The 24,660-nt window shown below is 70.5% G+C and carries 26 protein-coding genes; 7 read left to right on the forward strand and 19 right to left on the reverse strand.

Features of this window, described 5'->3' with window-relative positions:
• Window positions 1-121: 121 nt before the first annotated feature.
• The 3 genes from MKK75_RS07725 to MKK75_RS07735 all read right to left on the reverse strand — a co-directional run bounded on the left by MKK75_RS07725 (window position 122) and on the right by MKK75_RS07735 (window position 3,657).
• Entirely contained in the window at window positions 122-883 is a 762-nt protein-coding gene (locus MKK75_RS07725) for a phosphatase PAP2 family protein (RefSeq protein WP_244042012.1), read from the reverse strand.
• 317 nt (window positions 884-1,200) lie between these two features.
• Window positions 1,201-2,970 carry a methanol/ethanol family PQQ-dependent dehydrogenase gene (locus tag MKK75_RS07730; protein ID WP_244042013.1) on the reverse strand — a complete coding sequence of 590 codons (1,770 nt, stop codon included), beginning with the start codon at window positions 2,968-2,970 and terminating at the stop codon, window positions 1,201-1,203.
• 90 nt (window positions 2,971-3,060) lie between these two features.
• Window positions 3,061-3,657, reverse strand: coding sequence for a TIGR00730 family Rossman fold protein (locus MKK75_RS07735; protein ID WP_244042014.1), 597 nt, complete (start codon window positions 3,655-3,657; stop codon window positions 3,061-3,063).
• A 207-nt stretch (window positions 3,658-3,864) separates the two neighbouring features.
• On the opposite strand from MKK75_RS07735, the gene MKK75_RS07740 reads away from it, so the two are divergent.
• Window positions 3,865-5,316 carry a LysM peptidoglycan-binding domain-containing protein gene (locus MKK75_RS07740; protein WP_244042079.1) on the forward strand — a complete coding sequence of 484 codons (1,452 nt, stop codon included), beginning with the start codon at window positions 3,865-3,867 and terminating at the stop codon, window positions 5,314-5,316.
• Window positions 5,317-5,323: 7 nt separating this feature from the next.
• Here MKK75_RS07740 and MKK75_RS07745 read toward each other — a convergent pair whose 3' ends face one another.
• Complete coding sequence (locus tag MKK75_RS07745) at window positions 5,324-6,658, reverse strand: PLP-dependent aminotransferase family protein (protein WP_409567538.1); 1,335 nt, start codon at window positions 6,656-6,658, stop codon at window positions 5,324-5,326.
• A gap of 105 nt (window positions 6,659-6,763) precedes the next feature.
• Between MKK75_RS07745 and MKK75_RS07750 the strand changes: the two genes are divergently transcribed.
• Window positions 6,764-6,958, forward strand: coding sequence for a translation initiation factor IF-2 (locus MKK75_RS07750; RefSeq protein ID WP_244042016.1), 195 nt, complete (start codon window positions 6,764-6,766; stop codon window positions 6,956-6,958).
• Window positions 6,959-7,045: 87 nt separating this feature from the next.
• Complete coding sequence (locus tag MKK75_RS07755) at window positions 7,046-8,986, forward strand: ABCB family ABC transporter ATP-binding protein/permease (RefSeq protein ID WP_244042017.1); 1,941 nt, start codon at window positions 7,046-7,048, stop codon at window positions 8,984-8,986.
• Between the two features lie 9 nt (window positions 8,987-8,995).
• Here the strand turns inward: MKK75_RS07755 and MKK75_RS07760 are convergent, their stop codons facing one another.
• The 3 genes from MKK75_RS07760 to MKK75_RS07770 all read right to left on the reverse strand — a co-directional run bounded on the left by MKK75_RS07760 (window position 8,996) and on the right by MKK75_RS07770 (window position 10,737).
• On the reverse strand, window positions 8,996-9,292 hold the full coding sequence (locus tag MKK75_RS07760) for an addiction module antidote protein (RefSeq protein ID WP_244042018.1): 297 nt from the start codon (window positions 9,290-9,292) through the stop codon (window positions 8,996-8,998).
• 307 nt (window positions 9,293-9,599) lie between these two features.
• Window positions 9,600-10,508 carry an NAD(P)-dependent oxidoreductase gene (locus tag MKK75_RS07765; protein WP_244042019.1) on the reverse strand — a complete coding sequence of 303 codons (909 nt, stop codon included), beginning with the start codon at window positions 10,506-10,508 and terminating at the stop codon, window positions 9,600-9,602.
• A 40-nt stretch (window positions 10,509-10,548) separates the two neighbouring features.
• Window positions 10,549-10,737 (reverse strand): hypothetical protein, encoded by a 189-nt coding sequence (locus tag MKK75_RS07770; protein WP_244042020.1) that lies wholly within the window; start codon window positions 10,735-10,737, stop codon window positions 10,549-10,551.
• Window positions 10,738-10,878: 141 nt separating this feature from the next.
• On the opposite strand from MKK75_RS07770, the gene MKK75_RS36330 reads away from it, so the two are divergent.
• The 4 genes from MKK75_RS36330 to mscL all read left to right on the forward strand — a co-directional run bounded on the left by MKK75_RS36330 (window position 10,879) and on the right by mscL (window position 13,729).
• The gene (locus tag MKK75_RS36330; protein WP_244042021.1) at window positions 10,879-11,313 is read left to right on the forward strand and encodes a type II toxin-antitoxin system RelE/ParE family toxin; all 435 of its coding nucleotides are present in this window, start codon (window positions 10,879-10,881) and stop codon (window positions 11,311-11,313) included.
• 59 nt (window positions 11,314-11,372) lie between these two features.
• Window positions 11,373-12,083 (forward strand): phosphatidylserine decarboxylase, encoded by a 711-nt coding sequence (locus MKK75_RS07780; protein WP_244042022.1) that lies wholly within the window; start codon window positions 11,373-11,375, stop codon window positions 12,081-12,083.
• Between the two features lie 9 nt (window positions 12,084-12,092).
• Entirely contained in the window at window positions 12,093-12,938 is an 846-nt protein-coding gene (locus tag MKK75_RS07785) for a CDP-alcohol phosphatidyltransferase family protein (RefSeq protein ID WP_244042023.1), read from the forward strand.
• A 371-nt stretch (window positions 12,939-13,309) separates the two neighbouring features.
• The gene (gene mscL / locus MKK75_RS07790; protein WP_244042024.1) at window positions 13,310-13,729 is read left to right on the forward strand and encodes a large conductance mechanosensitive channel protein MscL; all 420 of its coding nucleotides are present in this window, start codon (window positions 13,310-13,312) and stop codon (window positions 13,727-13,729) included.
• A 4-nt stretch (window positions 13,730-13,733) separates the two neighbouring features.
• Here mscL and MKK75_RS07795 read toward each other — a convergent pair whose 3' ends face one another.
• From MKK75_RS07795 to MKK75_RS07850, 12 genes are all read right to left on the reverse strand, one after another.
• The gene (locus MKK75_RS07795; RefSeq protein ID WP_244042025.1) at window positions 13,734-14,009 is read right to left on the reverse strand and encodes a hypothetical protein; all 276 of its coding nucleotides are present in this window, start codon (window positions 14,007-14,009) and stop codon (window positions 13,734-13,736) included.
• Window positions 14,010-14,143: 134 nt separating this feature from the next.
• Window positions 14,144-14,557, reverse strand: a complete 414-nt coding sequence (locus MKK75_RS07800) for a DUF1236 domain-containing protein (RefSeq protein ID WP_244042026.1) — start codon at window positions 14,555-14,557, stop codon at window positions 14,144-14,146.
• A gap of 137 nt (window positions 14,558-14,694) precedes the next feature.
• Complete coding sequence (locus MKK75_RS07805) at window positions 14,695-15,435, reverse strand: NepR family anti-sigma factor (RefSeq protein WP_244042027.1); 741 nt, start codon at window positions 15,433-15,435, stop codon at window positions 14,695-14,697.
• A gap of 160 nt (window positions 15,436-15,595) precedes the next feature.
• On the reverse strand, window positions 15,596-16,381 hold the full coding sequence (locus MKK75_RS07810; protein WP_244042028.1) for a class II glutamine amidotransferase: 786 nt from the start codon (window positions 16,379-16,381) through the stop codon (window positions 15,596-15,598).
• Window positions 16,382-16,950: 569 nt separating this feature from the next.
• On the reverse strand, window positions 16,951-17,262 hold the full coding sequence (locus tag MKK75_RS07815; protein ID WP_244042029.1) for an oxidase: 312 nt from the start codon (window positions 17,260-17,262) through the stop codon (window positions 16,951-16,953).
• Between the two features lies 1 nt (window position 17,263).
• Window positions 17,264-17,923: a cytochrome c oxidase subunit 3 gene (locus MKK75_RS07820; RefSeq protein WP_244042030.1), complete on the reverse strand. Its 660-nt coding sequence runs from the start codon at window positions 17,921-17,923 to the stop codon at window positions 17,264-17,266.
• On the reverse strand, window positions 17,920-19,596 hold the full coding sequence (locus tag MKK75_RS07825; RefSeq protein WP_244042031.1) for a cbb3-type cytochrome c oxidase subunit I: 1,677 nt from the start codon (window positions 19,594-19,596) through the stop codon (window positions 17,920-17,922). The genes MKK75_RS07820 and MKK75_RS07825 overlap by 4 nt, the downstream gene beginning before the upstream one ends.
• Window positions 19,593-20,573, reverse strand: coding sequence for a cytochrome c oxidase subunit II (gene coxB, locus MKK75_RS07830; RefSeq protein WP_244042032.1), 981 nt, complete (start codon window positions 20,571-20,573; stop codon window positions 19,593-19,595). The genes MKK75_RS07825 and coxB overlap by 4 nt, the downstream gene beginning before the upstream one ends.
• Window positions 20,570-21,058, reverse strand: a complete 489-nt coding sequence (locus MKK75_RS07835; protein ID WP_244042033.1) for a hypothetical protein — start codon at window positions 21,056-21,058, stop codon at window positions 20,570-20,572. Before MKK75_RS07835 ends, coxB begins: the two co-directional genes overlap by 4 nt.
• Entirely contained in the window at window positions 21,055-22,116 is a 1,062-nt protein-coding gene (locus MKK75_RS07840; protein ID WP_244042034.1) for a hypothetical protein, read from the reverse strand. The genes MKK75_RS07835 and MKK75_RS07840 overlap by 4 nt, the downstream gene beginning before the upstream one ends.
• Window positions 22,113-22,646: a c-type cytochrome gene (locus tag MKK75_RS07845; protein ID WP_244042035.1), complete on the reverse strand. Its 534-nt coding sequence runs from the start codon at window positions 22,644-22,646 to the stop codon at window positions 22,113-22,115. The genes MKK75_RS07840 and MKK75_RS07845 overlap by 4 nt, the downstream gene beginning before the upstream one ends.
• Window positions 22,643-24,658, reverse strand: a complete 2,016-nt coding sequence (locus tag MKK75_RS07850; protein WP_244042036.1) for a quinol:electron acceptor oxidoreductase subunit ActD — start codon at window positions 24,656-24,658, stop codon at window positions 22,643-22,645. Before MKK75_RS07850 ends, MKK75_RS07845 begins: the two co-directional genes overlap by 4 nt.
• Window positions 24,659-24,660 lie beyond the last annotated feature (2 nt).

Raw genomic sequence — 24,660 nt, forward strand, 5'->3', positions numbered from 1 at the left:
GCGCCCTCAGGCTCGCTTGACTATGCTGGATCGCTCGACGGATCGCCTCCGTCGTTGTGGCGCTGCCGTGAAGAACCTGGCCCATAGCGCGTCCCTCCACTCGGGCGTGAAGATCGCACCATCAAACCCTGGGATCAAACAAGTAGGTCGCCAGCACGCGGCCGCCCATCACGTCGGTGGGCGAGTGCATGCCCGCCTCGATCCGGTTGTCGCCGAGTTCGCTCGCGCGGGTGAGCAGCTCCTGGAACCGCTGCGGCACCGCGTAGGCCAGGGCGAGGGCGGAGAGGGAGGCGGCGTTGGTGTGGCCGCTCGGGAAGCCGCCATCGGTCGCCGCGTTCGCGCCCTTCTCCGGCACGAGGGAGGCCGGCACGACGAAGTTCAGGCTCTGACCGTTCAGGCTCTGCCGCCAGGGCCGGAAATAGGAATAAGCGTCCTTGGCGGGCGTGGTGGAGGCGTTGTTGCGGAACGCGTTGACCAGCTGCACGACCTTCCCGAGGGGCGAGGTCGTCACGCCCGCTCCGGTGCCCTGATCGACATACTGCACCTGCGCCGTGGTCGCGTCGAAGGCCGGGATCGTGGTGGTCGCCCCCGACCCCGCCCGGTAGGCCTGCGTCAGCGGTCCGAGGCCGTCGATGACGCTGTAGCTCTGGTTCCGGCGGTCGTCGTAATAGGCGGCGATCTCCTGATCGCGGGTCCGCTCCCGAGCGCGGTCGGCGACGATCTGGATGTTGCGCAGGAGAAGGGGCGCCCCGAGGGCCGTGGGCGAACCGGTGTCGTAGGTCTTGCCCGGGATCCAGAGCCGGCTGAAGCCCGACAGGATGTCGACGCCGTTGCTGCCGCCGGTCGTCTGCGCCTGCGCGCCTGACCCGAATACCGCAACCATCAAGGCGGCGGTTGAGACGCCGTATCGAAACTTCATAGCTCGCCCCCGAATCGAACGGCCGTTCGGCCTTCGGGGCAAGCGAGATAACGAGATTTAGGCGCGTGATGCCGTCATAATCACGTCATGTTTCTCGATGCGCGTCGCTGTATTATCGAAACAACACCAAGACTTATTACTGTCACGATGCTGGTTGATCGATTTTTTTATCTGGCAAAGTTCTAAATCGGCATCCCTATTCGGATCCGATACGCTGATCCTGCCGATTCGCCGACGCCCCATCACGCCCGACGATGGGCGGCTCGAACCGGCCGCACCCTCTACTCCGGTAGGGCGAACACCGTGAGCTGCCCGCCCGGCGCCGTGTACTGCGACAGGGCCGCGTAGCCGCCGACCGCCCCCGAGCCGTCGGCCGGATCGGTCAGCCCGGCCGCGAGCCCGATCCCGGCCCAGCCGCCGATCCCGGAGAGCACCGCCACGTATTGCCTGCCCGCGTGCAGGTAGGTGGTGACGTTGCCCACGATCCCCGACGGCGTCTTGAACCGGTAGAGCTCGTGCCCGTCCCGGGCATCGACCGCCTTCAGGTAGCCCTCGAGCGTGCCGTAGAAGACCACGTTCCCCGCGGTGGCGAGCGCGCCGGACCAGACCGAGAACGGCTCCGGGATCGACCACGCGATCGTCCCCCTCGCCCCGTCCCAGGCGATGAAGGCGCCGGTCCGGTCGGTGCCCTCCGGCGGGTGCAGGGTCAGGGTCGCGCCGACATAGGGCTGGCCCGGCGTGTAGGTGACCCGGAACGCCTCGTAATCCATGCACATGTGGTTGGTCGGCACGTAGAACAGCCGCGTCTTCGGCGAGTAGGCCGCCGGCTGCTGGTTCTTGGCGCCGAGCGCCCCCGGGCAGATGTTCTTGGTCGTCTCGTCCTCGTCGGCCTCGCCGGGGGCGTAGCGCGTGTCGACCACCGGCCGGCCGTAATCGGGGGCGGCCGGGTTCATCTCCACCCGGCTGGCCCAGTTCACCGTGGGGTCGAACTTTTCCGCCACCAGCAATTCGCCCGTGGCCCGGTCGAGCGTGTAGCCAAAACCGTTCCGGTCGAAATGCGTGAGCACCCTGCGGGGCCGCCCGCCGATCACCTGCTCGGTGAGGATCGCCTCGTTGACGCCGTCATAGTCCCACTGGTCGTGGGGCGTCATCTGGTAGACCCAGCGGGCCATCCCGGTGTCGGCGTCGCGGGCGATGAGCGACATCGACCACCGGTTGTCGCCGGGGCGCTGGGCCGGGTTCCAGGTCGAGGGATTGCCGGTGCCGTAATAGACGAGGTTCAGGTCTGGGTCGTAGGAGAACCAGCCCCAGCTGCAGGCGCCGCCGGTCCGCCACTGGTCGCCCTCCCAGCTCTTCAGGGATGAATCCCGGCCGATCGGGCGGCCGAGCTCGGTGGTCCTGTCGGGATCGACCAGCATGTCGGCATCCGGCCCGGTGGCGTAGGCGCGCCAGAGGCGTTTCCCGCTGGCCTGATCGTACGCGGTGACGTGGCAGCGCGCCCCGTACTCGCCCCCGGCGAGCCCGACGATCAGCTTGCCGTGGACCGGCAGGACCGTGGCGGTGTTGGTCTCACCGCGCGACGGATCGCCGTTCTTCACCGACCACAGCACCCGGCCGGTCTCCGGGTCGAGGGCGACCACGGTGGTGTCGGCCTGCTGCAGGAACAGGCGCCCGTCCGCGTAGGCGAGGCCGCGGGAGACCGTGTCGCAGCACATCACGGCGATCACGCCCGCCTCCTGCCGGGGGGCGTAGCGCCACAGGATCTTTCCGCCCTGGTCGAGGTCGAGGGCGTAGACCGTGTTGGGGAAGGGTGTGTGGACCACCATGACGTGCCCGATCACGATCGGCGCGCCCTCGTGCCCGCGCAGCACGCCCGTGGAGAAGGTCCAGGCGACCTTCAGGCGGGAGACATTGCCGGCGTCGATCCGGTCGAGGTCGGAGTAGCGGGTGTTGGCGTAATCGAGGGTCTGGAGGACCGGCGGTTGCTGCGCGGACGCCGCGCCTGTGAGTCCGGAGAGGGTCAGGACCGCCAGGATCGTCGGGACGCGCATGCTCGGACTCCACCCGCCACCCGGCACAGCGGCGCCGGCCTCATACACCGGCTGACCGGATCGCCACCGCGGCCAAGCGTCCGGCCCGGGTCACATCCGCTCTTTGACGATGCCCTCGGCCTGCGGGTCGGGCTGATGGCCGGCCTCGCGCAGGAGGGGCACCACCTCGGCCGCCTCGCGGGCGACGAGGTAGCTCAGGTCGAGCCCCTCGCGGATGAAGCCGTGGCCGCGCATGTGCTCGAACAGGGCGAGCAGCGGCGCCCAGAACCCGGCCACCGAGACCAGCACCACGGGCTTGCGGTGCCGCCCGAGCTGCGCCCAGGTGAGCTGCTCGACCAGCTCCTCCAGGGTGCCGATGCCGCCCGGAAGGGTCACGAAGGCGTCCGAGCGCTCGAACATCAGGCGCTTGCGGGTGTGCATGTCGGGCACCACCACGGTCTCCTGCACCTCCGCCAGCATGTGCTCGCGCGCCTGGAGGAAGTCCGGGATGATGCCGGTGACGTGGCCGCCGGCTTCGAGCGCGGCGCGGGCCACGGTGCCCATCAGGCCGACATCGCCGCCGCCGTAGACGAGGCGCATCCCGGCCTGCGCGATCGCCGTCCCGACCACCTCCGCGGCCGCGCGGAAGGCGGGGTCCCGCCCGAAGCCGGAGCCGCAATAGACACAGACTGTCCTCACCGGAGCCATCCGGCGCCCTCCATCGCGCGTCCGTTGCGAGCCGTCCTGGACGTACCCCGCGCCCATGGCTCCACGGGCCAAACTGCTGACGACGCGGGGGATTCACCCGCCGGAGCGGCGGGACGGCTTGGTGTCGGGACCATGTACGGTATTATGCCGTGCCCCGTCGACGGTTTTTCCCGCGCCGGGGCGGGATCGAGGGAGGCTGTGGTGGCGATGTCGAGACAGGTGCGGCGCAGTCTCGCCCTGGCGCTCGTCGGCCTCCTCGCCGGCCTCGGGCTCGTGGTGGCCCTGTTCGGCGGGGAGGCCATGCGGGAGCCGACCGGCGGCACCGTGGCGGAGCAGCCCGCCACGCCGAAGGGCGAGGCGCGGGCGCTGGCCGATCCCGGCACGTTGGCGTCGCGTCAGGATCCGGCCGTCGACCGCCGCGACGATAAGCCGGGTCAGGCCGGGGCGCTCCCCCGGGCGGCCGTTCCATCCGGACCTGCCAACGATGCCCGCGCGGCCGGGTCCGGCAAGCCGAACACCACGACGGCCGGGACCGCGGCGGTGCCGCGCTTCGACATCGTCCGGGTCGAGCCGAACGGCGACGCCGTGGTGGCCGGGCAGGGCGCCCCGCACGCCGTCGTCGAGATGCTGGTCAACGGCAAGCCGGTCGCCCGGGCGACCGCCGACGCGGACGGCCAGTTCGCCGTCGTGCCGCCGGCCCTGCCCGCGGGATCGAGCCAGATCCGGCTGCGCATGACCGGCCAGGACGGGCGGGCGGCCGAGTCGGAGCAGAGCGTGGCGGTGGAGGTCGCCCCCGGGCGCGACCGTCAGCCGCTGGTCGCCCTGACCGCCCCGGATGCGGCCACCGTGGTGCTGTCGCAGCCGGGCGCGGCCGGGCCGGATGCCAAGGTTGCGGCGGCGCAGCCCGGCGCCCCCGCGGCGGGGCCATCGGCCCGGATCGCGAGCGTGGACGTGCAGGAGAACGGGCGGCTGTTCGTCACAGCGACCGGCGCGCCCGGCGCGGCGCTGCGGCTCTACCTCAACGACACGCTGATCGCCCCCGGCCGCATCGGCCCGGACGGGCAGGCGCGCTTCACCATCGGGCGCGGCATGAAGCCCGGCCAGTATCAGGTGCGGATCGACCAGATCGACCCGGCCACCGGCAAGGTGGAGACCCGCGCCGAGGTCCCGCTCTCGGTGCCCGAGCCGACTCTGATGGCCGCCCGCGAGCGCGCCGAACCGCAACTGCCGACCGTCCAGGGCAGCCCCCAGGCGCATGACGGCGGCCGGAAGCACGCCCAGGGGGGAGATCGAGCGGGCGGGCCAGGGGGCGTACAAGCCGGAGGACACGCCGGAGGACAAGCCGGAGGACTTGGCAGCGCGACAGGCAGCACGCGCGCGGCGTCCGATCGCGCCGGGGCGACGGCGCCTGGAGGCCCCGATCCACGGAACATGGCGGCGGAGGCCGGAGCAGACGCGACGGTCGGCTCGGTCTTCGTGCCGGAGATCAACACGGCCAAGATCACCCGCGGCGACAACCTGTGGCGGATCAGCCAGCGCACCTACGGCCGCGGCGAGCGCTACACCGTGATCTACGACGCCAATCAGGCACAGATCCGCAATCCCGACCTGATCTATCCGGGCCAGATCTTCGTGCTGCCGTCGGACAAGCGGGGGTGACCGGCCATCACTCCACCACCTGATCGTCTCCCGCGAAGGCCAGCCGCCGCAGCCGGCGCAGCGCCTGGTCGAGGTCCGCGGGCGACGGCACCGCCAGGGCGAGGCGGACCGCGTTCGGCGCGTGGCCGGGCGCGACCGCGAAGGCCGGGGCCGGGATCAGCGCGATGCCCTGGCGCAGGGCCGCCGCCGCGAAGGCCTCCGCCCGCCACGTCTCGGGCAGTTCCAGCCACAGGTGATAGGCCCGGCCGTCGCCGACCACCCGCAGATCGGCCAGGGCCTCGCGGGCGATGACCTGCCGGGACGCCGCGTCCCGGCGCTTGACCGCGGCCAGCGCGGCGGCCGAGCCCCCCGCCATCCAGCGCATGCCGGCCGCGAGCGACAGGCCGAGCGCCGTCCAGGCGCCCTGGCGGATCGAGGCCGCGAGCCGGTCGGTCAGGGGCGGGGGCGCCGCCACGAGGCCGAGCGTCAGCGAGGGCATCACCCGCTTCGAGAGGCTGTCCACCAGGATCACCCGGTCGGGCGCCAGGCAGGCCAGCGGCCGGGCATCGGCGAGGAAGCTGTAGACCGCATCCTCGATCGCCGTGAGCCCGGTCCGGTCGAGCAGGTCGGCGAGCGCCGCGCGCCGCGCTGGCCCCATGGTGGCGCCGAGCGGATTGTGCAGGGTCGGCTGGAGGTAGACGCCACTCAGCGGGTTCGCCCGGTGGGCCTGGAGCAGCGCGTCGGGGCACAGCCCCTCTTCGTCCATGGCAACCGGCACCAGCGTGATGCCGAGCCGGGCCGCGATCGCCTTCACCATCGGGTAGGTGAGGGGCTCGCAGGCGATCCGCTCGCCCGGCGCCGCCAGGGCGGCGAGCGCCGCGGCGAGCGCCTGCCGTCCGTTGCCGGTGAACAGGATGTCGGCCGGATCGGCCCTGTGGCCGTCCTGCGCGAGGAACGCCGCCGCGATCTCCTGCGCCTGGGGCGTGCCGGCGGGCCCGTACTGGCCGAACGCCATCGCGCCGCCCGCGCCAGCGAGCCCAGCGAGCGTCTCGGCCAGCACGGCCTCCTGCTCGGGCAGCCGCGAATGGGTCCGTTGCAGATCCAGCGCCGCGGGCGGCGGCTCCGGCTGGAGGATGCCGGCGCGGCCCGGACCGGACCGGACATAGGTGCCGCGCCCGACCTCGCCGGTGACCAACCCCCGGCGGGCCAGTTCGGAATAGACCCGGCTCGCCGTCGAGACCGCGATGCCCCGGTCGTAGGCGAAATCGCGCTGCGGCGGCAGCTTCGCCCCGGGCGGGAGCCGGCCGGCCGCGATGTCGGCGGCGATCGCGTCAGCGACGGAGCGGAAATCCGCGGCTCGCATCATTGCTCCGAGGTCAATGTTTCGATTGATCCGAGATCCGTATCGGATCAATGCTGTGCCCGCAATCCCGGCCGGACTGCTCACCCGCCACCGGATCCTGTCCCGATGCCCGCTCTCACCCTGTCCCGCTCCCCCGCCGCCGAGCGTCCCGCTCCGGGCCCGTCCCTGCCGCGCCTCTGGCTGGCGCGCATCCGCGACCGCCGGGCGCTCGCCGCCCTGCATCCCGACCAGATCCGCGATGCCGGCCTCGAACCGTGGCGCCTGCGCGCCGAGATCCGGAAGCCGTTCTGGCGGGCGTGAGACCGGGCCCTGCACGCAGCGCGGGTGCTCCCGCGCCGCCATGCGCCTATATGCGGGGTCCATCATACCCGCCCCGCAGAAGCCTTCATGACCGACGACACCGCGCCCTCGGCCGGGCCGACGCTCCCGGCCGAGCGTCTTGACGAGCGCCCCGGGCTGATCGCCACCTACCGCCGGCTCTGGCCCCATCTCTGGCCGCACGGGCGGCCGGACCTGCAGCGCCGGGTCTTCCTGGCGTTCGGCCTGCTGCTCGCCGCCAAGCTGGTGACCATGGTGACGCCGTTCACCTTCAAGTGGATCACCGACGCGCTGGTCGCGGCGATCGGCGGCCAAGGGGGCGGCAAGGATGCCGTGCCGCCCACGGGGCTGCTCGCCGCGCCGATGCTGCTGATCGCCCTCTACGGCGTCTCGCGGATCGCCATGTCGGCGCTGACCCAGATGCGCGACGGGCTGTTCGCCAAGGTGGCGATGCACGCGGTGCGGCGGCTGGCGCTCCAGACCTTCGAGCACATGCACCGCCTGTCCCTGCGGTTCCACCTGGAGCGCAAGACCGGCGGCCTGACCCGGGTGCTGGAGCGCGGCCGCGCCGGCATCGAGGAATTGTCGCGCCTGATGGTGCTGACCCTGGTGCCGACCATCGTCGAGTTCGTGCTGGTGCTGGGCGTGCTCGCCTACGAGTTCAGCTGGACCTACGCGGCGACCGCCTTCGCGACGGTCGCGGCCTATCTGGCCTTCACCTACAAGGCGACCGAGTGGCGGATCGCCATCCGCCGCCGGATGAATGCCTCCGACACCGACGCCAACACCAAGGCGGTCGATTCGCTGCTCAACTACGAGACCGTCAAATATTTCGGCGCGGAGGCCCGCGAGGCGGCCCGCTACGACGTCTCGATGGCGAAGTACGAAAAGGCCTCGACACAGACCTACGTGTCGCTGGCGGTGCTCAATGCCGGGCAGGCGGCGATCTTCACGCTCGGCATGACCGTGGTGATGTGGCTCGCCGCGCGCGACATCCTGGCCGGGCGCACCACGATCGGCGGCTTCGTGCTGGCCAACACCATGCTGGTGCAGCTCTCGATGCCATTGAACTTCATGGGCATGATCTACCGGGAGATCAAACAGGCGCTGATCGACATCGACGACATGTTCCGCATCCTTGGGCAGAACCCCGAGATCGCCGACCGGCCGGGCGCCGCGCCGCTCACGGTGGCGGGTGGCACGGTGCGGTTCGCCGATGTCCGCTTCGCCTACAGTCCCGAGCGGCCGATCCTGCGCGGCGTCTCCTTCGAGATCCCGGCCGGGCAGACGGTGGCGGTGGTGGGGCCCTCGGGGGCCGGCAAGTCGACGCTCTCGCGCCTGCTGTTCCGGTTCTACGAGCCGCAGGCCGGCCGGATCAGCGTCGACGGGCAGGACATCGCGGCGGTGACGCAGGAATCGTTGCGGGCGGCGATCGGCATGGTCCCGCAGGACACGGTGCTGTTCAACGACACGATCGGCTACAACATCCGCTACGGCCGGGCCGACGCCACCGACGCGGAGCTGCGCGAGGCGGCCCGGCTCGCCCAGATCGACCGGTTCGTGTCCGGCCTGCCGGAGGGCTACGACACGCCGGTGGGCGAGCGCGGCCTGAAGCTCTCGGGCGGCGAGAAGCAGCGGGTCGCCATCGCCCGCACGATCCTGAAGGCGCCGCCGATCCTCGTGCTCGACGAGGCGACCTCGGCGCTCGACAGCTTCACGGAGGCCGAGATCCAGGCGGCGCTCGACCGGGTCAGCCGCGGCCGCACCACCCTGGTGATCGCCCACCGGCTGTCCACGGTGGTGAATGCCGATCAGATCCTGGTGCTCGACCACGGCCGCATCGTCGAGCGTGGCACACATGCCGAGTTGCTGGAGGCCGGCGGCGTCTACGCGGCGCTCTGGGACCGCCAGCGGGAGGCCGACGCGGCGCTGGAGGTACTCAAGCGGGCCGACGCGCCGGTGGTGCCGATCCGGATGGAGCGCGGGGCGGTGCCGGAACCGGCGGAGTAGGCGCCCGACTCAGGCCTCGGTCTCGATCGGCTTCACGCTCAGCCGCAGGCCGATGGCCTTGAGCACGCCCATCAGCGTGTCGAGCTGCGGGTTCCCCTTCTCCGAGAGGGTCCGATAGAGCTGCTCGCGGGAACGGCCGATCTCCTGGGCGATCTGAGCCATTCCCCGCGCCCGGGCGACAACCCCGATGGCATCGGCCACGAGGGCAGGGTCGCCATCCTCCAGCACGGCCTCGATGTAGAGCGCGATGTCCTCGGGCGTCCGCAGGTGCTCGGCGGTGTCGTATGGAACGGTCTCGGTGGGCATCGTCATAGCTCCGACGCGTGCGGCTGGGCCACGGTGTACGGCACGAGACTGGGAAGTCTCCGATCGGCCATCCTACCCAACCCCCCTCATCCTGAGGTGCCGGAGCGCAGCGCAGGCCTCGAAGGAGCCCTCCAGCCGGCCGGTGCGATCCCTGGAGCCCTCCTTCGAGGCCCGCTGACGCGGTCACCTCAGGATGAGGGAGGTGGATGGGATCCACCCGATGACGCGACCACAGGGCACTGTCGTGTACCGTGCGGACGCACGATCGCAGGGTCGCTCCAATTCGACAATCGGGGGCGCAATGTGCTCAGGCCGTCCGCCCCCGGACCTTCACCCCCAGCAGGTTCTCGAACGGCAGCACCATCGCGCCCTTGTCCTTGTCGGCATGGCCCTGGCGGAGTGCCGTCTGGTAGGTGGCGGTGGCCGCCGCCGTGACGGGCATCGGAAACCCGTTCTCCGCCGCGATCGCCGACGCCGCGACGAGGTCCTTGTAGGCCGCGCCCATCGGGTAGCCCTCGTCGAAGCGGCCCTGGAGGATGCGCGGCACGAAGAACTGCGACGCGTAGCTCCGGCTGGTCCCGGTGGTGACCACCTCCGCGATCTGCTCCGGATCGAGACCCATCGCCACCGCCATGGGCAGCACCTCGGCGAGCGCGGCGATGTTGATGTCGTAGAGCACGTTGTTGATCGTCTTGGTGAGCTGGCCGGAACCGGTCGGCCCCATGTGCAGGATGGTGGTGCCGATCCGCTCCAGGAGCGGGCGCACGGCTGCCACCGCCTCGGCCGCGCCGCCGCACATCACGGTGAGCGTGCCGGCCTCGGCGCCGGCCGGCGCCCCGGAGACCGGCGCGTCGACGAAGCGCCGCCCGGCCGCCGCCACGGCGCGGCCGATCGCGAGCGCCTTGGCGTGCGCGATGGTGCTCAGATCGACCACCACCGCCCCCGGCGCGAGGCGCTTGAGGAGCCGGTCCGCGCCGAGCAGGGCCGCCTCGACCCCATCGCCGTTCGGCAGGCACAGGAACAGCACCTCCGCGCCGGTGGCCTGCCCGGGATCCGCCGTGGCGACGAGGCCCGGCCCGGCGAGCCCGGCGAGGCGCGCCGGATCGGCATCCACCGCGACGAGCGTCTCGGCCTCGGACGCGCGCTTGGCCGCGAGGTTCCGGGCGATGGGATGGCCCATCGCGCCGAGGCCGAGGAGGGCGATGCGGGTGGTCATGAGAACTCCCCCCGGCGATCGGTCCGCGCCGGATCGGACGTCAGTTCGCCCCGGTCAACGGCTGGAACTCCGCCCGCTTGGTCTGGCGCTCGTCCTCGGGCAGCGACGCGCGCATCTGCGGGACCACAACGCGCCGGCACTCGGCCTCGGACCATTCCGAGACCCGGCCGGACCTGAGCTGGTCGAGGACGGCCTCCAGCCGGGACCGGACGGACTCGGCCGTCGGCACCGTGGAGCGGCGCGGAGAACATCCCGGGCTGCGACATGCCGACAGCATGGTCGTGCCGCCGGTGTCGGGGAAGGCTCGACAACCGGGCCCCGGCATGTCGTCACCAGAAATCTCGCTGTCCGCACCCCCAAGGCCCGCAGAATGGCACCGACCCTGGCCGACGCCGTGTCCCAGTTGGGGCCGGCCTTGAAGGCCGCGCTCAACGATCCATCCGCCATCGGGGATCCCGAGGACCCGGTGCGGACACCGAGGGTCAGCGCGGAAGCCTCGCTTCACGCCGGACGCCCTCGCGGACATCGACTCCGTCTTGAGCGGCATCGCGGATACGTCGCCATCTGGCGCGGTCAGCGTGCGGAATCGACGCGATGCCGTGCGCGACCGGCGTCCGGACCAACCGCACAGCGGAACCGGACGCATTTACCGGGGCTGCGCCGAATCCGCGTGACACCCTATCCCTATTGGCTCTTCTATCAGATCGCCGAAGGTGCGATCGTCATCATCACCCTGCGCCATGCCGCCCGCGATCCGCATTCGATGCACGGCGCCGGGTCGGAATGGCCTCCCGGTGAAAGTTGACGCGGGCCCGGCGGGCTGCCATCCGCCCGGCACAGCCCTGATCCTCGAGCCCCCACAGCATGACCGACCTCATCGAGACGATCCGCCGGACGCTCGTGCCGATCCACAAGGAGGGCTATCCCTTCATCCTGATCGGCATCGTGCTCACGGTGCTGGCCGGCTATTTCTCCCAGTTCTTCGGCTGGATCTTCCTGATCCTCACCCTCTGGGTCTGCTACTTCTTCCGCGACCCCGAGCGCGTCACCCCGGTGGCCGACGGGCTCGTGGTCTCGCCGGCGGACGGGCGCGTGAACCTGATCGCCACCGTCCTGCCGCCGCCGGAACTCGACCTGCCGCAGGTGCCCACCTTGCGGGTCTCGGTGTTCATGAACGTGTTCGACTGCCACGTGAACCGGGCGCCGGTCTCGGGGCGGATCGGCCAGATCCACTACACGCCCGGCCTGTTCCTCAACGCCGAACTCGACAAGGCCAGCGACGACAACGAGCGCAACGGCATGGTCATCGAGACGACCCATGGCGGGAGCCCGAAGCGGGTCGGCGTGGTGCAGATCGCCGGCCTCGTGGCCCGGCGCATCGTCGGGTTCGTGTCGGCGGGCGATGGGCTCGGCGTCGGCGAGCGGTTCGGGTTGATCCGCTTCGGCTCGCGGGTCGACGTCTACCTGCCGGCGGGCGCGACCGTGCTGGTCGGGCTCGGCCAGAAGGCGGTGGCCGGCGAGACGGTGCTGGCCGATCTCGGCGGCGGCCCGGACCGGGTGTTCAAGCGGATCTAGAGCTCGGCCATGGACGATCTGTTCCCACCCTTCGCGCCCGATCCGAACGAGCCGCGCCCGCGCCGGTTCAAGCCGGTGCCGTTCCGGATGATCGCGCCCAACATGATCACCCTGATGGCGCTCTGCCTCGGGCTGACCGCGATCCGGCTCGCCTTCGAGGGCAAGTTCGAGCCCGCCGTCATCGCCGTGGTGGCGGCGGGCGTGCTCGACGGCATCGACGGGCGGGTGGCGCGGCTGCTCAAGGGCACCTCGCGCTTCGGGGCCGAGCTCGATTCGCTCGCCGACTTCGTGAATTTCGGCTGCGCCCCGGCGCTGATCCTCTACGGCTTCGCGCTGTTCCACCTGAAATCGGCAGGCTGGATCGTGGCGCTGATCTTCGCCATCGCGATGGCCCTGCGGCTCGCCCGCTTCAACGCGATGCTGGACGATCCGAACCGGCCGGACTGGAAGAAGGACTTCTTCGTCGGCATGCCGGCGCCGGCCGGCGCGCTGACCGCGATGCTGCCGCTCTACCTGCACTTCCTCGGCTTCGGCCTGGAGCGCTGGGCGGCGCCCGCGATCCTGATCTACGTACTGGTGATCGCCCTGCTGGTGGTCTCCACGGTGCCGACCTACTCGGGCAAGACCATGGGCAAGCGGGTGCCGCGCAGCCTCGTGCTGCCGATCTTCCTGTTCGGCGTGGCGGCCTTCGGCATCCTGATCAGCTACCCGTTCGAGGCCCTGGTGGCGGTGAGCGGAGGCTACCTTCTGACCATTCCGGTCGTCGCCGCGCAGTATCGCCGCCGGCTCAAGGCGGAGCTGGCCGGGGCCCCCGAGGAGCGGACGGCTGCCGGCCTGCCGGCCGGTCCGGACTAGAGCACCCTCCGCCGAAGCGGATATCGGTTCGGCGCAAGAGAGCGTGTCCCGACAGAAGCCTGGAGCCGCGCGCGATGGCAACGCGACCGGGTACGGCTCTCGGGATCCTGTTCGTCCTGGCCGATCCCACCCGCGCCCTCGTCCTGCGGTGACCGCGAAGCGGGCCGCGAAGGCGGGCCCCTAAGGATCGCAAGGGCCTCTGGAGGCCGCCTTCGAAGCCTCCGCTGCGTTCCGGCACCTGAGGATGAGGGTCGGGTTGGGATGACTGTCGGGGTGGGCAGCGCGATGGATGGGGGTCCGACACGCTCTTCTGCGCTGGTCTTCGCGGCAGCGGCTCCTACTTTCGCAGCATTCGGCGGAGGCTTTCGGGAATGCTCGAAGAATTCAAGAAATTCGCCCTGCGCGGGAACGTGGTCGATCTCGCGGTCGGCGTGATCATCGGCGCCGCCTTCGGGGCGATCGTCAACTCGGCCGTGCAGGACGTCTTCATGCCGGCGATCGGCGCGGTCACCGGCGGGCTCGATTTCTCGAACTACTACATTCCGCTCTCGTCGAAGGTGCAGGCCGGGCTGCCCTACGCGGACGCCAAGAAGCAGGGCGCGGTCATCGGCTACGGCCAGTTCCTGACGCTGACGCTGAACTTCCTGATCGTCGCCTTCGTGCTGTTCCTCGTGATCCGGGCGATGAACCGCCTGCAGACCGCCCAGCCCAAGGAGCCGGAGGCCGTGCCAGCCGACGTGAAGCTGCTGTCGGAGATCCGTGACCTCCTGGCGGAGAAACCGCGGGTTTGACGCCTCAGGCCCCGCGCCGCCCCGGCTCCTCGGGCTTGACGCCGAAGGCGTCGAGGATCTGGTCAAGGGCCTGGCCGACGGCCCCGGTCCCTTCCTCGTGGGTCTTCAGCCGGGTCTCGAGACGGCGGATCTGCGGCTCGAACACCTCGGGTATGGGATCGTCGCCGAGGAAGCGCGGCTTGTCGGCCTCGACCGGTAGGACGCCGCGCAATTGCTGGCCGAGGTGGTCGCGCACCGGCTCGGGGAGCACGGCACCGGGTTCTTGGAGATCGTCGCTCATGGTCGCCTCGCAGGTCGAGCCGCTTCTTCAACGGCCGGTCGGAGGAAGCGTTGCGCCGACGGCCGCACCAAAAGAGAAAGACCCCGGAGCGAGGCTCCGGGGTCCATGGGCCGGCGCGGGACCGGCCCGCGCGATCAGTCGATGACCTCGACGATGCGGTGGCCGCGGTCGACCAGAACCGGGCGGTCGTTCACCACGGTGTAGCGGTAGCCCGGCTGAACGCGGTACTCGCTCGGCACGTCGTAGTAGGTCACGCCCGAGGACGGCAGGGTGCTGCCCACGGCGACGCGGCCGTCGTAATCGTACGAGCGGACATTGCGCTCGCGGACGTAGCTGCGGAAGCGCGGGGCCATGTCGACACCGAGGATGCCGCCCACCGTGCCGGTGGCCGCACCGACGGCGCCGCCGACGATCCCGCCGATCGGGCCGGCCGCCGCGTCGCCCGCGGCCGCGCCGCGCTCGGCGCCCGGGATGGTGCCCTGGGCCTGGGCGGCCAGCGGCAGCGACAGGACGAGGGCCGAGGCGGCGATGAGGGTCTTGAAGGTCATACGGGACATCTCCGTTCCGTGGCGTTCCGCCGCGGACACGCGGCGAAGCTCGGGCCGGTAACGTGCGATACCGGGAATCGGATGCATCCCTTTTTGCGGTCGACCGCTGAGGGCTAACGCCCGCTTACCGTTTTGCCTCACGCCTCCTTGGGCATGGCCGACTGGATGAACCGGTCGGAGCCGAGATCCTCCTCGTCGTAGCCCAGGAGTTCCGCTAGCCGGCCCCGGGCGCGGCTGACGCGGCTCTTCACGGTGCCGACCTTGCAGCCCATGATCGTGGCGGCCTCCTCGTAGGACACGCCCTCCGCGCCGACCAGGACCAGGGCCTCGCGCTGGTCCGGCGGGAGCTTCGCCAGCGCCGATTGCAGATCCTCGACGTCGAGCCGGTCACCCTGATGCGGGGCGGTGGCGAGCCGGGCCGCGTAGGAGCCGTCCTGATCCTCGACCTCGCGGACCCGCTTGCGGTGATCCGAGTAGAAGATGTTGCGCAGGATCGTGAACAGCCACGCGTTCAGGTTGGTGCCCGGCTGGAACCGGGCGCGGTGCTGCCAGCCCTTCAGCAGGGTGTCCTGCACGAGGTCGTCGGACCGGGCGGGGTTCGAGGTCAGCGACAGCGCGAAGGCGCGCAAGGACGGCACCGCGGCCAGCAGCCCGTTGCGGAATTCCGGCTCGATCGCCTCGCCCCGGGCGCGGAGCGCCGCCTCCAGCTTCTCGATCAGCTCGGCGAAGCGGGACGGGAGCGTCTCCTCGCCGATCCGCTCGTAGACGGTGCGCAGGTGCTCGCCGAGATGCGTGCGGATGCCGGCGGGAAGGTTCGGGCGGCCATCCCGAGTCGCGCCCTCCTGGGACAGGACGGTATCGGTGTCGTCGCGGGTCATGCGGTTCGCGCTCGTCAGCTCATCGTGGCTCGACCGTGGTCCCGTAAGGGTCGAGTCGGATCGCTTGCCGGCCCGAAATCAGGACGACGTCGGGCTGGTGCTCTCCTGTTAAAGGCGTTCTAGCGCATCGGGGCCGGGCGTGCACCCTCGGCCAAATGACTTATGATAAGGCTGCCGCCCGCAACAGACGGATCGCCCCGTCCCGCAGGGTCAGGACGTCGCCGACGGCGAGGTCGGTCCAGCGCTCGTCCCGGGTCAGCGCCTTCGTGGCGATGACGGTGACGATGTCGTGCTCGGTGGTCTCCCGGGCGAAATCGACCTGCCAATCCTCGTCGATCAGCGTGGCCTTGCCGAACGGCGCACGACGCGTGAGATAGCAGAGGCGCTTGCCGCAATGGGCGTAGAGCGTGCGGCTGTCGGTCAGCAGCATGTTGAACACGCCGAGCCCGTGCAGTTCGCCCGCGAGATCGGCGACCGCCCGGTCCAGGGTCTCGGGCCGGGGCAGGGCCTTGTATCGCTCCTGCAGGCGTCCGAGCATCCAGCAGAAGGCGTGCTCGCTGTCGGTGCTGCCGATCGGCATGAATCCGCCGAGCGGCAGCCGCTTCACGCCCTTGAGCTGGCCGTTATGCGCGAAGGTCCAGCGGCGGCCCCACAATTCCCGCGCGAACGGATGCGTGTTCTCCAAGCTGACCCGCCCGCGGTTGGCCTTGCGGACATGGGCGACGACGATCCGGCTCTTGATCGGCATGTCCCGCAGCAGGCGGGCCAGCTGCGAGCGGGCGCTCGGCTCCGGCTCGTGGAAGCTGCGGCAGGTGCGGCCGTCGTAGAAGCTGATGCCCCAGCCGTCGGCATGGGGCCCGGTGTCGCCGCCGCGCCGGGCGAGGCCCGCGAAGGAGAAGCGGATGTCGGTCGGCACGTTGGCGCTCATGCCGAGCAGTTCGCACATGTCCTGACGTCCACCCCCCAACCGCGTTCGCGGGACAGCGGATTTAGAGACGTTCGACGCGCGCAACAACCGATGTTTCGGAGCCAAGCCCCGCAAATCGATCCGCGGTCTGCTCTTGATCTCCGATCGGGTGCGACCGCTGTCCCGATGCAGATGGCCAGTCGCCGGGTCGATCTCCGACCGACCCGCCCGGGCGCGTTCGAGGGCGCGCAGCACCGGCCGGACTCATGCCGGATCACGGTGCGGTAGGCTTGCGCCGTGGCATCCGGCTGGGCGCGGTCCTGCTCGAGATCGCGAAGCTTCCGGACCGCGAAGCCGAAGCGGTCCGCGAACTCCGTCTGGGTGAGGCCGAGTTCCTCCCGCACGGCCTTCACGGCGTTCGTCTGCGGGCCGTGCACGCGATACGTCTGCGGATCGGCTTCGCCGCGCGCGATGGCAAGTGCCTGCTGTGCCGCCTCGACCAATCCTTCTCCGAATGCGGTCATCTCAAACTTCGGCGTCAGGACGACAGTAGGCATGAGTTTGACGGTACGTCCGGCCAGCCAGAGGCAAGGGCCGACGCGCTCTCGTCACCGCGCCAGATAGTCGGTCAGCGTCATCCCCACCATGATGGCGACCCAGAAAAAGCCCAGCGCCGAAAAAAGCCGGATCAGTGGTGGCTCGTGGATCACCTCCATGGAGACCAGGAGGATCAACGCCACCATCGCCGCCACGACGGCGAGTTCGACGATCCAGACCTGCGCGAAGGGCAGCGTGGCGCCGAGCGTCACGTTGACGGCGAGCAGAGCCAGTAGGGCCAGGAAGGTCAGCACCGGCGTGCGCAGGCGCTTGCGGAGCAGGGCGCGGTCGTCGGCGCTCAAGCTCGAGAGGGGGCTCCGCATCCTACCGGTTCACCACGTAGAGGATCGGGAAGGCGAGCATCCAGACCAGATCAATGAAATGCCAGTAGAGGCCGTAGACCTCGATCCAGTTCTGGTGGCGCGCCAGGAACCCGACCTTGGCGGCCATCCAGGTCATGCCGAGCAGGAGTCCGATGCCGGTGAACAGGTGCAGCGCGTGGAGCAGCGTCGCCACGTAATACACGTTCACGAACAGGCGCGCGGCCGGCGTCTCGGCGAGCGCGAAGGGGCGGTTGCTGAGGAACGGCATCATGTGCTCGGTCCAGTCGGCGTAGTACTCGTAGCCCTTGAGCACAAGGAACAGGCCGCCCAGCGCCGCAGTCGCCAGCATGGCCCGCACCATGGCGCGCTGCCAGCCGATCCGGGAGAATTCGATCGCCATCGACATGGTGAGCGAGGAGCAGATCAGCACCACGGTGTTGGTGGCGCCGATCCAGAACTTCAGGTGCTTGGCCGCAGCGACCGTCGCCTCGGGGTGCTGGATCCGGGTGATCAGCGCCACCAGGAACAGGGCCGAGAACAGCAGCAGTTCGGTGATCAGCCACGCCCAGATGCCGAGCGTCGCCGCCTCGCGCTGCTGGGCCACGCTCTCGAAATGGTGGGCGCGGGCGACCCCGACACCATCCGCCAGAGGCTCGCTCATCCGTGCTGATCCCGGGCTTCCTGGGCCTGGATCGGATAGTCGTAGGGGATGCGCGGCACCTCGGGCGGCGAGAGGAAGTTGTGCGTCGGCGGCGGGGACGAGGTCTCCCACTCGAGCCCCTTGGCGTTCCATGGATTCGCTGGCGCCTTGCGGCCGAACCACAGGGAATAGACGAGGTAGAGCATCGGGAAGAGGTAGCCCGCCGCCAGGATCGTGGCGCCCGCCGAGGACAGCACGTTGAGGAGCTGGAATTCCGGCGGATAGGTCGCGTAGCGCCGCGGCATCCCGAGATAGCCAAGGATGAATTGCGGGAAGAACGTCACGTTGAAGCCGATGAAGATCAGCAGCGCCGAGACCCGGCCCCAGGGCTCGCTGTACATCCGGCCGGTGAATTTCGGCCACCAGAAGTGCAGGCCGCCCAGGAACGCCAGCACCGTGCCGCCGACCATGATGTAGTGGAAGTGGGCGACCACGAAGTAGGTCGCGTGGATGTGCTGGTTGATAGCGAGCGTCGCGAGGTAGAGGCCGGTCAGCCCGCCGAGCACGAACAGGCCGATATAGCCCATCGCGTAGAGCATCGGCGTGTCGAGCCGGAGCGAGCCCTTATGGATCGTGGCGGTCCAGTTGTAGACCTTCACGGCCGAGGGCACCGCCACCGCGAAGGACAGGGCCGAGAACACCAGCGAGGCCAGGTCGCTCTGGCCGTTGATGAACATGTGGTGGCCCCAGACGAAGAAGGTCACCGAGGCGAGCCCGATCGACGCGTAGGCGACGAAGCGGTAGCCGAACAGCTTCTTCTGCGCGAAGGCCGGGACGATCTCGGAGATCACCCCCATGCCGGGCAGGACCATGATGTACACGGCCGGGTGCGAGTAGAACCAGAACAGGTGCTGGAACAGCACCGGGTCGCCGCCATAGGCCGGGTCGAACACGCCGATATGGAAGCCGCGCTCGGCGATCAGCAGGATCAGCGCCGTGGTGATGACGGGCGTCGCCAGCAGGAAGATCAGGCTGGTGGCGTAGTGCGTCCAGACGAAGATCGGCAGCTTGAACCACGTCATGCCGGGCGCCCGCATGGTGTGGATCGTGACCACGAAGTTCAGGCCCGTCAGGATCGACGAGAAGCCCACGATGGTCACCCCGATCAGCGCCGGCAGCACCCAGGTGTTCGAGAAGGCGGTGGAGAGCGGCGCGTAGAAGGTCCAGCCGGTATCGACCCCGCCCAGCACCACCGCCACCAGGGTGAACAGGGCGCCGGTCATGAAGATGTACCAGCTCGTCAGATTGAGCTTCGGGAAGGCGAGGTCCCTGGCCCCGATCATGAGGGGGATCAGGAAGTTGCCGAAGGTCGCGGGGATCGACGGGATCAGGAAGAACCAGACCATCACCACGCCATGGATGGTGAAGGCCTTGTTGTAGGTGTCGTTGGTCATGATCGCGCCGTCCGGCACGATCAGCGCGAGCCGCACCACGCCCGCCGCCAGGGCGCCGATCACGAAGAAGCCGGTGATCGAGGCGAGGTAGAGGATCGCGATGCGCTTGTGGTCGGTGGCGAGGAACCACGAGCGCAGGGTGGATTCCGCGTGCAGGTAATCGGGCTTGCGGCCGATCGTCGAGTCCGGGGTGTGGGGTTCGCGGCGGGCGGTCCCGCCGATGCTGCCCGATGCGCTCATCGTGTCGCCCCCGCCGGTGTCGCGTCCGCGGCTTTCGCAGTCGGATAGGCTCTCAAAAAATCGATCAGCGTGCCGAGCTCGTCCGCCGGGATCCGGCCGGCGAAGCTCGGCATCACCTGCTTGTAGCCCGCGGCGAGCCGGTCGCCGTTCGGGTTCAGGATCTTCTCGCGCAGCCAGCCATCATCCGCCGTGACGGTGCGGCCGTCCGCGAGCTTCACCTGGGAACCGTACAGGCCCGCGAGGCTCGGCGCCTTCACGGCGGAGCCGGGATCGTGGCAGCCGGCGCAGCCATAGGCCTCGTAGAGGGCGCGGCCCGCCGCGACCTTGCCCTGCTGCGCGCCCGCATGGGTCAGCCAGTCCTGGTAGTCGCCGGGGTTCATGAACGTGACCTCGCCGCCCATCACGGAATGGTCGGTGCCGCAATATTCCGAGCAGTAGAGGTGATAGGTGCCCACCTTGTCGGCCTTGAACCACAGGTCGGTGTAGCGGTCGGGCAGGGCGGCGACCTGCAGGCGCACCGCCGGCAGGTAGAGGGCGTGGATCACGTCCTGGCTGATGATCCGCATCCGGATCGGCTGGCCGATCGGCAGGTGCAGGTTGTTGATCTCGGACTGGCCGGTGGGATGCTGGAACTTCCACATCCACTGCCGGCCGATCGCTTCGACCACCATGGCGTCGGGGGGCGGGTTCCGCGACTGGATGAACAGCTTCGCGCCCCAGACGAAGAAGATCAGCGTCAGTAGGAACGGGATCAGCATCCAGCTGATCTCGATGAGGTTGGAGCGGATCCCCGACGGGCTGCGATCCGCCTCGGACCCCTCACGGTAGCGCACGGCGAAATAGGTGATCGCCACGAAGACCGGCACGGTGAGCAGCAGCGTCAGCACCGTGAAGGCCAGGATCAGCAGGTCGGTCTCGCTCGCGGTGGCGGAGACCGCGGCGGGCCAGAGCTGGAGGGATTCGTGGGTCGGCGTCATCGCGCGGCGGGCTCCGCCGGTTCGAGGGAGCGGCCGACGGTCAGGTCCATGGCGCGGCCGATCGGGATCCGGGCGCGGGTATGGGCCTCGTCCCGGTAGCTGTAGCCGGCGAGCCGCGCCGCGTTGGCGGCCTGCTCGCGGTCGATATCGGCATAGGGATTGGCCTGAAGGTTCGGGGGCGGCGGCGCGAGGCGGGCCGTCTGCTGGGGCGTCAGGGCCGGCAGGGCCCGGCGCTGGCTCGTCGCGACGGTGTGCATCAGCCAGATCATGGTGCCGATCACCGCCAGCGCGCTGAGGGCGAGGCCGCCCATCACCAGGGCGGTGTTGCGGACGTTGACGTCGCGCGTCTCGTGTCCGGGATCGTTCGGATCGCGCTGCGTGTTGGCGGGCGGGCGCGGCGGGCGCCCGTTCAGGATGCCGCTGCCGCGCAGGGTCAGCCCAGCCAGGATCGCGGGGATCAACCCCGAGGGTCCGCCCCTGCTCATGCCGGCTTCCTGGAACGGCGGGACGCGGAGGCCGCCCGGTCGGCACCGGAGCGCAGCGCGGGTCGGAGCGCGGCGGCGAGGCAGGCCACGGCGCCGGCGGCGAGCGCATCGCTCGGGCGGAGCACGAACCGGTCGCGGATCGCCGGGGTGACCAGCCAGAACATCTCCAGGGCATGCACGGCAAGCGCCGCGCCGGCCAGGATCCGCGTGGTCGGACGGCCCGGCCGCAGGGTCGCGAGGCCGGCGAGCACCACCACGGCGCCCGCCACGATCGAGAGCGCCCGCCCGAGCCAGCCGCCGCGGGCGAAGTACCACGACACCTCCGGCGGAAGGTTCGCCGACCAGACGATCAGGAACTGCACGAAGTGCAGGTAGGCCCAGAGGCCGAGCAGCACCACGAGGGGCACGAGCCGGCCGCGCCCCGGCGCAGTGCGGCCGCGGCCGACGGGCTCGGGCTCCTCCCAGGCGAGCAGGATCGCCGCCGCGAAGGCCAGCCCACTCCAGGCGGTCATGACCAGGAGACCCAGCAGGGTCGAGTCGAGCCGCGGGTCGAGCGAGGCGATCACGTCGGTGACGAACAGGGTGCCGATCACCGCGTGGAGCCCGACCGCCGGCACGGTCCGGACCTCGCCGGGCGCGTCGAAGGGCTGTGCGAAGCGGAGCGACAGCCAGGTCCAGGCGGCGAGGTAGACGATCACCCGGGCCACGAAGAACGGCACCGTGAACCAGAGCGCCGCCAGCGGCGTGTGCGCCGGATCTCTCACCCACGGGTAGAGCAGCCCCGCGGCGGCGAGCACCGGCAGCGCCAGCACGGCCGCCACCGGCATCAGCGCCGTCAGCCGCCGCAGGCCGGCCAGCATCTCGACGCCGCCGCGGGCCTTCACGCGCCCGCCGAAGCGCTCGGCCACGATCACCACCGGCAGGGCGCCGACCGGCAGGGCGAGGAGCACGAGCCACGCGGCGAGGTACGAGGCCATCGCCCCGCGCCAGCCGCCCGCGAGCAGGCAGAGGGCCAGGAGGACGAGGCCGGCGAGGCCGAGGAGGATGGGGCGACTCATCGCGACGCCTCCAGACGGGCGCGGTCCGGCTCCGGCAGGCTCGCCACCGGGGCATCCTGGCTGAGCTGGAGGGCACGGACATACGCGACGATCGCCCAGCGGTCGGCGGACGGGATCATCTGCGCCATGCCGAACATCGCCTTCCGGCCGTTCGAGATCGCGTCGTAGAGTTCGGCCGCGGAGGCCTTGCGCAGGGCCTCACCGGTCAGATTGCCGGCCTGCGGGAAGCCGCGCACCACGATCATGCCCTGGCCGCGCCCGTCCTGGCCGTGGCAGGGGGTGCAGAACACCCCGTAGCGCTCCCGGCCCCGGTCGAGCAGGGCCTGGCTGATCGTCTGCGGCTGGGGGGCGGGCGCGGCGGGATCGCGGCGCGGCACCGTGCCGGCCACGGGCTGGCGCATGGTGATCTCGCGGGGGAAGAACGGGTTCTTGTCCCAAGTCTTGGCCCGGGCCTGATCGGCCATGTCGGCCTCGCCGCAGGCGGCGAGCGGCGCCAGCAGGACGAACGCGAGGGGGAGGGCGCGCCTCATCGCGGGATCCGCCGGATCTCGAGGGGCCGCCCGGCCTCGGCCGGCAGGCCCGCGAGCCGCCGCTCGATGCGCTCCGCGTCGAAGCTTTCGTCCCGCGCCTCCGCGGTCAGGAAGAAGCGGTCGTCCGAGGCGCGCAGGAAGCCCGGGATGTTGAAGGCCGGATGGTTCAGCCGCGGCAGGCGGTTGAGCACGAGCAGCGCGAGGTGGATCGCCACGCACCCCGCCATCATCGCGAAGGAGATGCTCGGCACCACGAAGGAGGGCCAGGACAGGCGCGGGCGACCGCCGATCAGGAACACGTAATCGTAGGCCGTCGCGTAGAGGCACATCCCGAAGAACCCGGCGCCGCCGAGGAGCGCCCCGGCCAGCGCGTAGGGCAGGATCGAGCGGCCCTCCAGGCCGAGCGCCCGGAGCGTCCGGGGCATCGGCACGGGCCCATGCCCATCAAGATGGACGTGGTCCGGGCGGATTCCCGAAACCGCCTGGAGGGCGGCCGCGAGGTCACCCTGGCTGGCGAAGCTCGCCGACACGCCCCAGAGCGGCGCGGAGGCCGCGTTGTCCTCGGGTCGTGCCGCGGCGGCCCGGGACGCGGCGGCGTGGGTGGCGTCCCGAACGGCCGGGGACTCGGTCAGGGCGAGGCGCCGGCTCTCGACGATCGAGACCGCCGGCAGGTAGCGCAGGAACAGGAGCAGCAGGGTCAGGAACAGGCCGATCGACCCCGCGAAGGTGGCGATGCCCCAGATGTCGACCCCGTAGGGCAGCCGCGAGGAGGGCAAAAAATCCTGGGTCAGGGTCACCACGAGGACCATGACGTGGTCGGCATAGGCGCCGATGGCGACGAGCAGCCCGACCGCCGCCAGCGCCAGCGGCGCCGTCCGGGCGCGCCTCGACCACAGGATCTGCGCCGGCAGGACGAGGCCGAGGATCGCCGTCCACGAGACCAGGGCGTACTCGCCGGTCATGCGCCGCGCCAGCACGCCCCGCGCCTGCGCGTCGCCGTTGAGGAAGGTGTCGAAGTATTCGGCAGCGTAACAATAGGCGCTGGCGCAGCCCAGGCAGAGGAGCAGGCGGCCGAGCACGTCGAGGTGGCGCGCGGTCACCAGGGCGTCGAGGCCGTAGACGAGGCGGATCAGCATCACGATCACCGCCGTGACCCCGACCCCGGAATAGACCGCGTTGACCAGGAAGCTCACCGGAACGAGCGTGCTGTGCCAGCCCGGCATCAGCGAGCCCGCCAGCATCACCGAGGCGCCGGTCTGGACCGAGACCACCAGCAGCACGCCGAGCAGCGCCACCGTCCGGTAGGCCTGGACCCAGATCTGCCAATGGGCCGCCGAGCCGCGCCAGCCCGAGGCGACGATGCCGTAGACCTGGGCGCGCAGCAGCGCGAGCTTGCGGGTCGGCGCCTTGATGTCGGCCTGGCGCATCGCCTCGACCTGGGCACGGTCGCGCAGGGTGGCGAGGTCCGGCAGCAGGCCGATGAACCAGAGGCTCACGCAGATTACGAGGAACGACACGATGTCGATCGCGTCCCACAGGAGCGGCGAGCGGAATTGCGGCCAGAGGTCGTAGGTGTTGGGGTAGGGCAGGTTCCAGAAGAAGAACCACGGCCGCCCGAGATGGATGATCGGGTAGAGCCCGGCCGCCGCGGTGGCCAGCAGCGCCAGGGTCTCGGCGACCCGGTTGACCGCCCCGCGCCACTCCGCCCCGACGAGGAGCAGGATCCCGGAGACCAGCAGGCTCCCCGAGGCCACGCCGATCCACCAATCGTAGCTCGCGATGTCGAGCGCCCAGACGACGGCGTTGTTGTTGCCCCAGATGCCGGGGCCGGTGACCAGCAGGTAGCCGAGGGTCAGGAGGAACAGGCCCAGCAGCGAAGCCGCCCCCGCGAAGGCGATCCACCAGCGCCGGTTGCCAGGATGGGTCAGCGGGATCGCCGTGACCGTGCCGCCGATGCCCTGGAGGGTCTCGTCGGGCCGGATCAGGGGGCCGCCCGAGACAGCGCCGACCATGC

The organism is Methylobacterium sp. J-030 (assembly GCF_022829545.1).
GTDB lineage: Bacteria > Pseudomonadota > Alphaproteobacteria > Rhizobiales > Beijerinckiaceae > Methylobacterium.

Bases quoted from the DNA above. Each gene is read 5' to 3' on its own strand.
- MKK75_RS07725 (WP_244042012.1), bottom strand. From the start codon at position 883: ATGGTTGCGGTATTCGGGTCAGGCGCGCAGGCGCAGACGACCGGCGGC.
- MKK75_RS07730 (WP_244042013.1), bottom strand. From the start codon at position 2,970: ATGCGCGTCCCGACGATCCTGGCGGTCCTGACCCTCTCCGGACTCACA.
- MKK75_RS07735 (WP_244042014.1), bottom strand. From the start codon at position 3,657: ATGGCTCCGGTGAGGACAGTCTGTGTCTATTGCGGCTCCGGCTTCGGG.
- MKK75_RS07740 (WP_244042079.1), top strand. From the start codon at position 3,865: ATGTCGAGACAGGTGCGGCGCAGTCTCGCCCTGGCGCTCGTCGGCCTC.
- MKK75_RS07745 (WP_409567538.1), bottom strand. From the start codon at position 6,658: ATGCGAGCCGCGGATTTCCGCTCCGTCGCTGACGCGATCGCCGCCGAC.
- MKK75_RS07750 (WP_244042016.1), top strand. From the start codon at position 6,764: ATGCCCGCTCTCACCCTGTCCCGCTCCCCCGCCGCCGAGCGTCCCGCT.
- MKK75_RS07755 (WP_244042017.1), top strand. From the start codon at position 7,046: ATGACCGACGACACCGCGCCCTCGGCCGGGCCGACGCTCCCGGCCGAG.
- MKK75_RS07760 (WP_244042018.1), bottom strand. From the start codon at position 9,292: ATGCCCACCGAGACCGTTCCATACGACACCGCCGAGCACCTGCGGACG.
- MKK75_RS07765 (WP_244042019.1), bottom strand. From the start codon at position 10,508: ATGACCACCCGCATCGCCCTCCTCGGCCTCGGCGCGATGGGCCATCCC.
- MKK75_RS36330 (WP_244042021.1), top strand. From the start codon at position 10,879: ATGGCACCGACCCTGGCCGACGCCGTGTCCCAGTTGGGGCCGGCCTTG.
- MKK75_RS07780 (WP_244042022.1), top strand. From the start codon at position 11,373: ATGACCGACCTCATCGAGACGATCCGCCGGACGCTCGTGCCGATCCAC.
- MKK75_RS07785 (WP_244042023.1), top strand. From the start codon at position 12,093: ATGGACGATCTGTTCCCACCCTTCGCGCCCGATCCGAACGAGCCGCGC.
- mscL (WP_244042024.1), top strand. From the start codon at position 13,310: ATGCTCGAAGAATTCAAGAAATTCGCCCTGCGCGGGAACGTGGTCGAT.
- MKK75_RS07795 (WP_244042025.1), bottom strand. From the start codon at position 14,009: ATGAGCGACGATCTCCAAGAACCCGGTGCCGTGCTCCCCGAGCCGGTG.
- MKK75_RS07800 (WP_244042026.1), bottom strand. From the start codon at position 14,557: ATGACCTTCAAGACCCTCATCGCCGCCTCGGCCCTCGTCCTGTCGCTG.
- MKK75_RS07805 (WP_244042027.1), bottom strand. From the start codon at position 15,435: ATGACCCGCGACGACACCGATACCGTCCTGTCCCAGGAGGGCGCGACT.
- MKK75_RS07810 (WP_244042028.1), bottom strand. From the start codon at position 16,381: ATGTGCGAACTGCTCGGCATGAGCGCCAACGTGCCGACCGACATCCGC.
- MKK75_RS07815 (WP_244042029.1), bottom strand. From the start codon at position 17,262: ATGCGGAGCCCCCTCTCGAGCTTGAGCGCCGACGACCGCGCCCTGCTC.
- MKK75_RS07820 (WP_244042030.1), bottom strand. From the start codon at position 17,923: ATGAGCGAGCCTCTGGCGGATGGTGTCGGGGTCGCCCGCGCCCACCAT.
- MKK75_RS07825 (WP_244042031.1), bottom strand. From the start codon at position 19,596: ATGAGCGCATCGGGCAGCATCGGCGGGACCGCCCGCCGCGAACCCCAC.
- coxB (WP_244042032.1), bottom strand. From the start codon at position 20,573: ATGACGCCGACCCACGAATCCCTCCAGCTCTGGCCCGCCGCGGTCTCC.
- MKK75_RS07835 (WP_244042033.1), bottom strand. From the start codon at position 21,058: ATGAGCAGGGGCGGACCCTCGGGGTTGATCCCCGCGATCCTGGCTGGG.
- MKK75_RS07840 (WP_244042034.1), bottom strand. From the start codon at position 22,116: ATGAGTCGCCCCATCCTCCTCGGCCTCGCCGGCCTCGTCCTCCTGGCC.
- MKK75_RS07845 (WP_244042035.1), bottom strand. From the start codon at position 22,646: ATGAGGCGCGCCCTCCCCCTCGCGTTCGTCCTGCTGGCGCCGCTCGCC.
- MKK75_RS07850 (WP_244042036.1), bottom strand. From the start codon at position 24,658: ATGGTCGGCGCTGTCTCGGGCGGCCCCCTGATCCGGCCCGACGAGACC.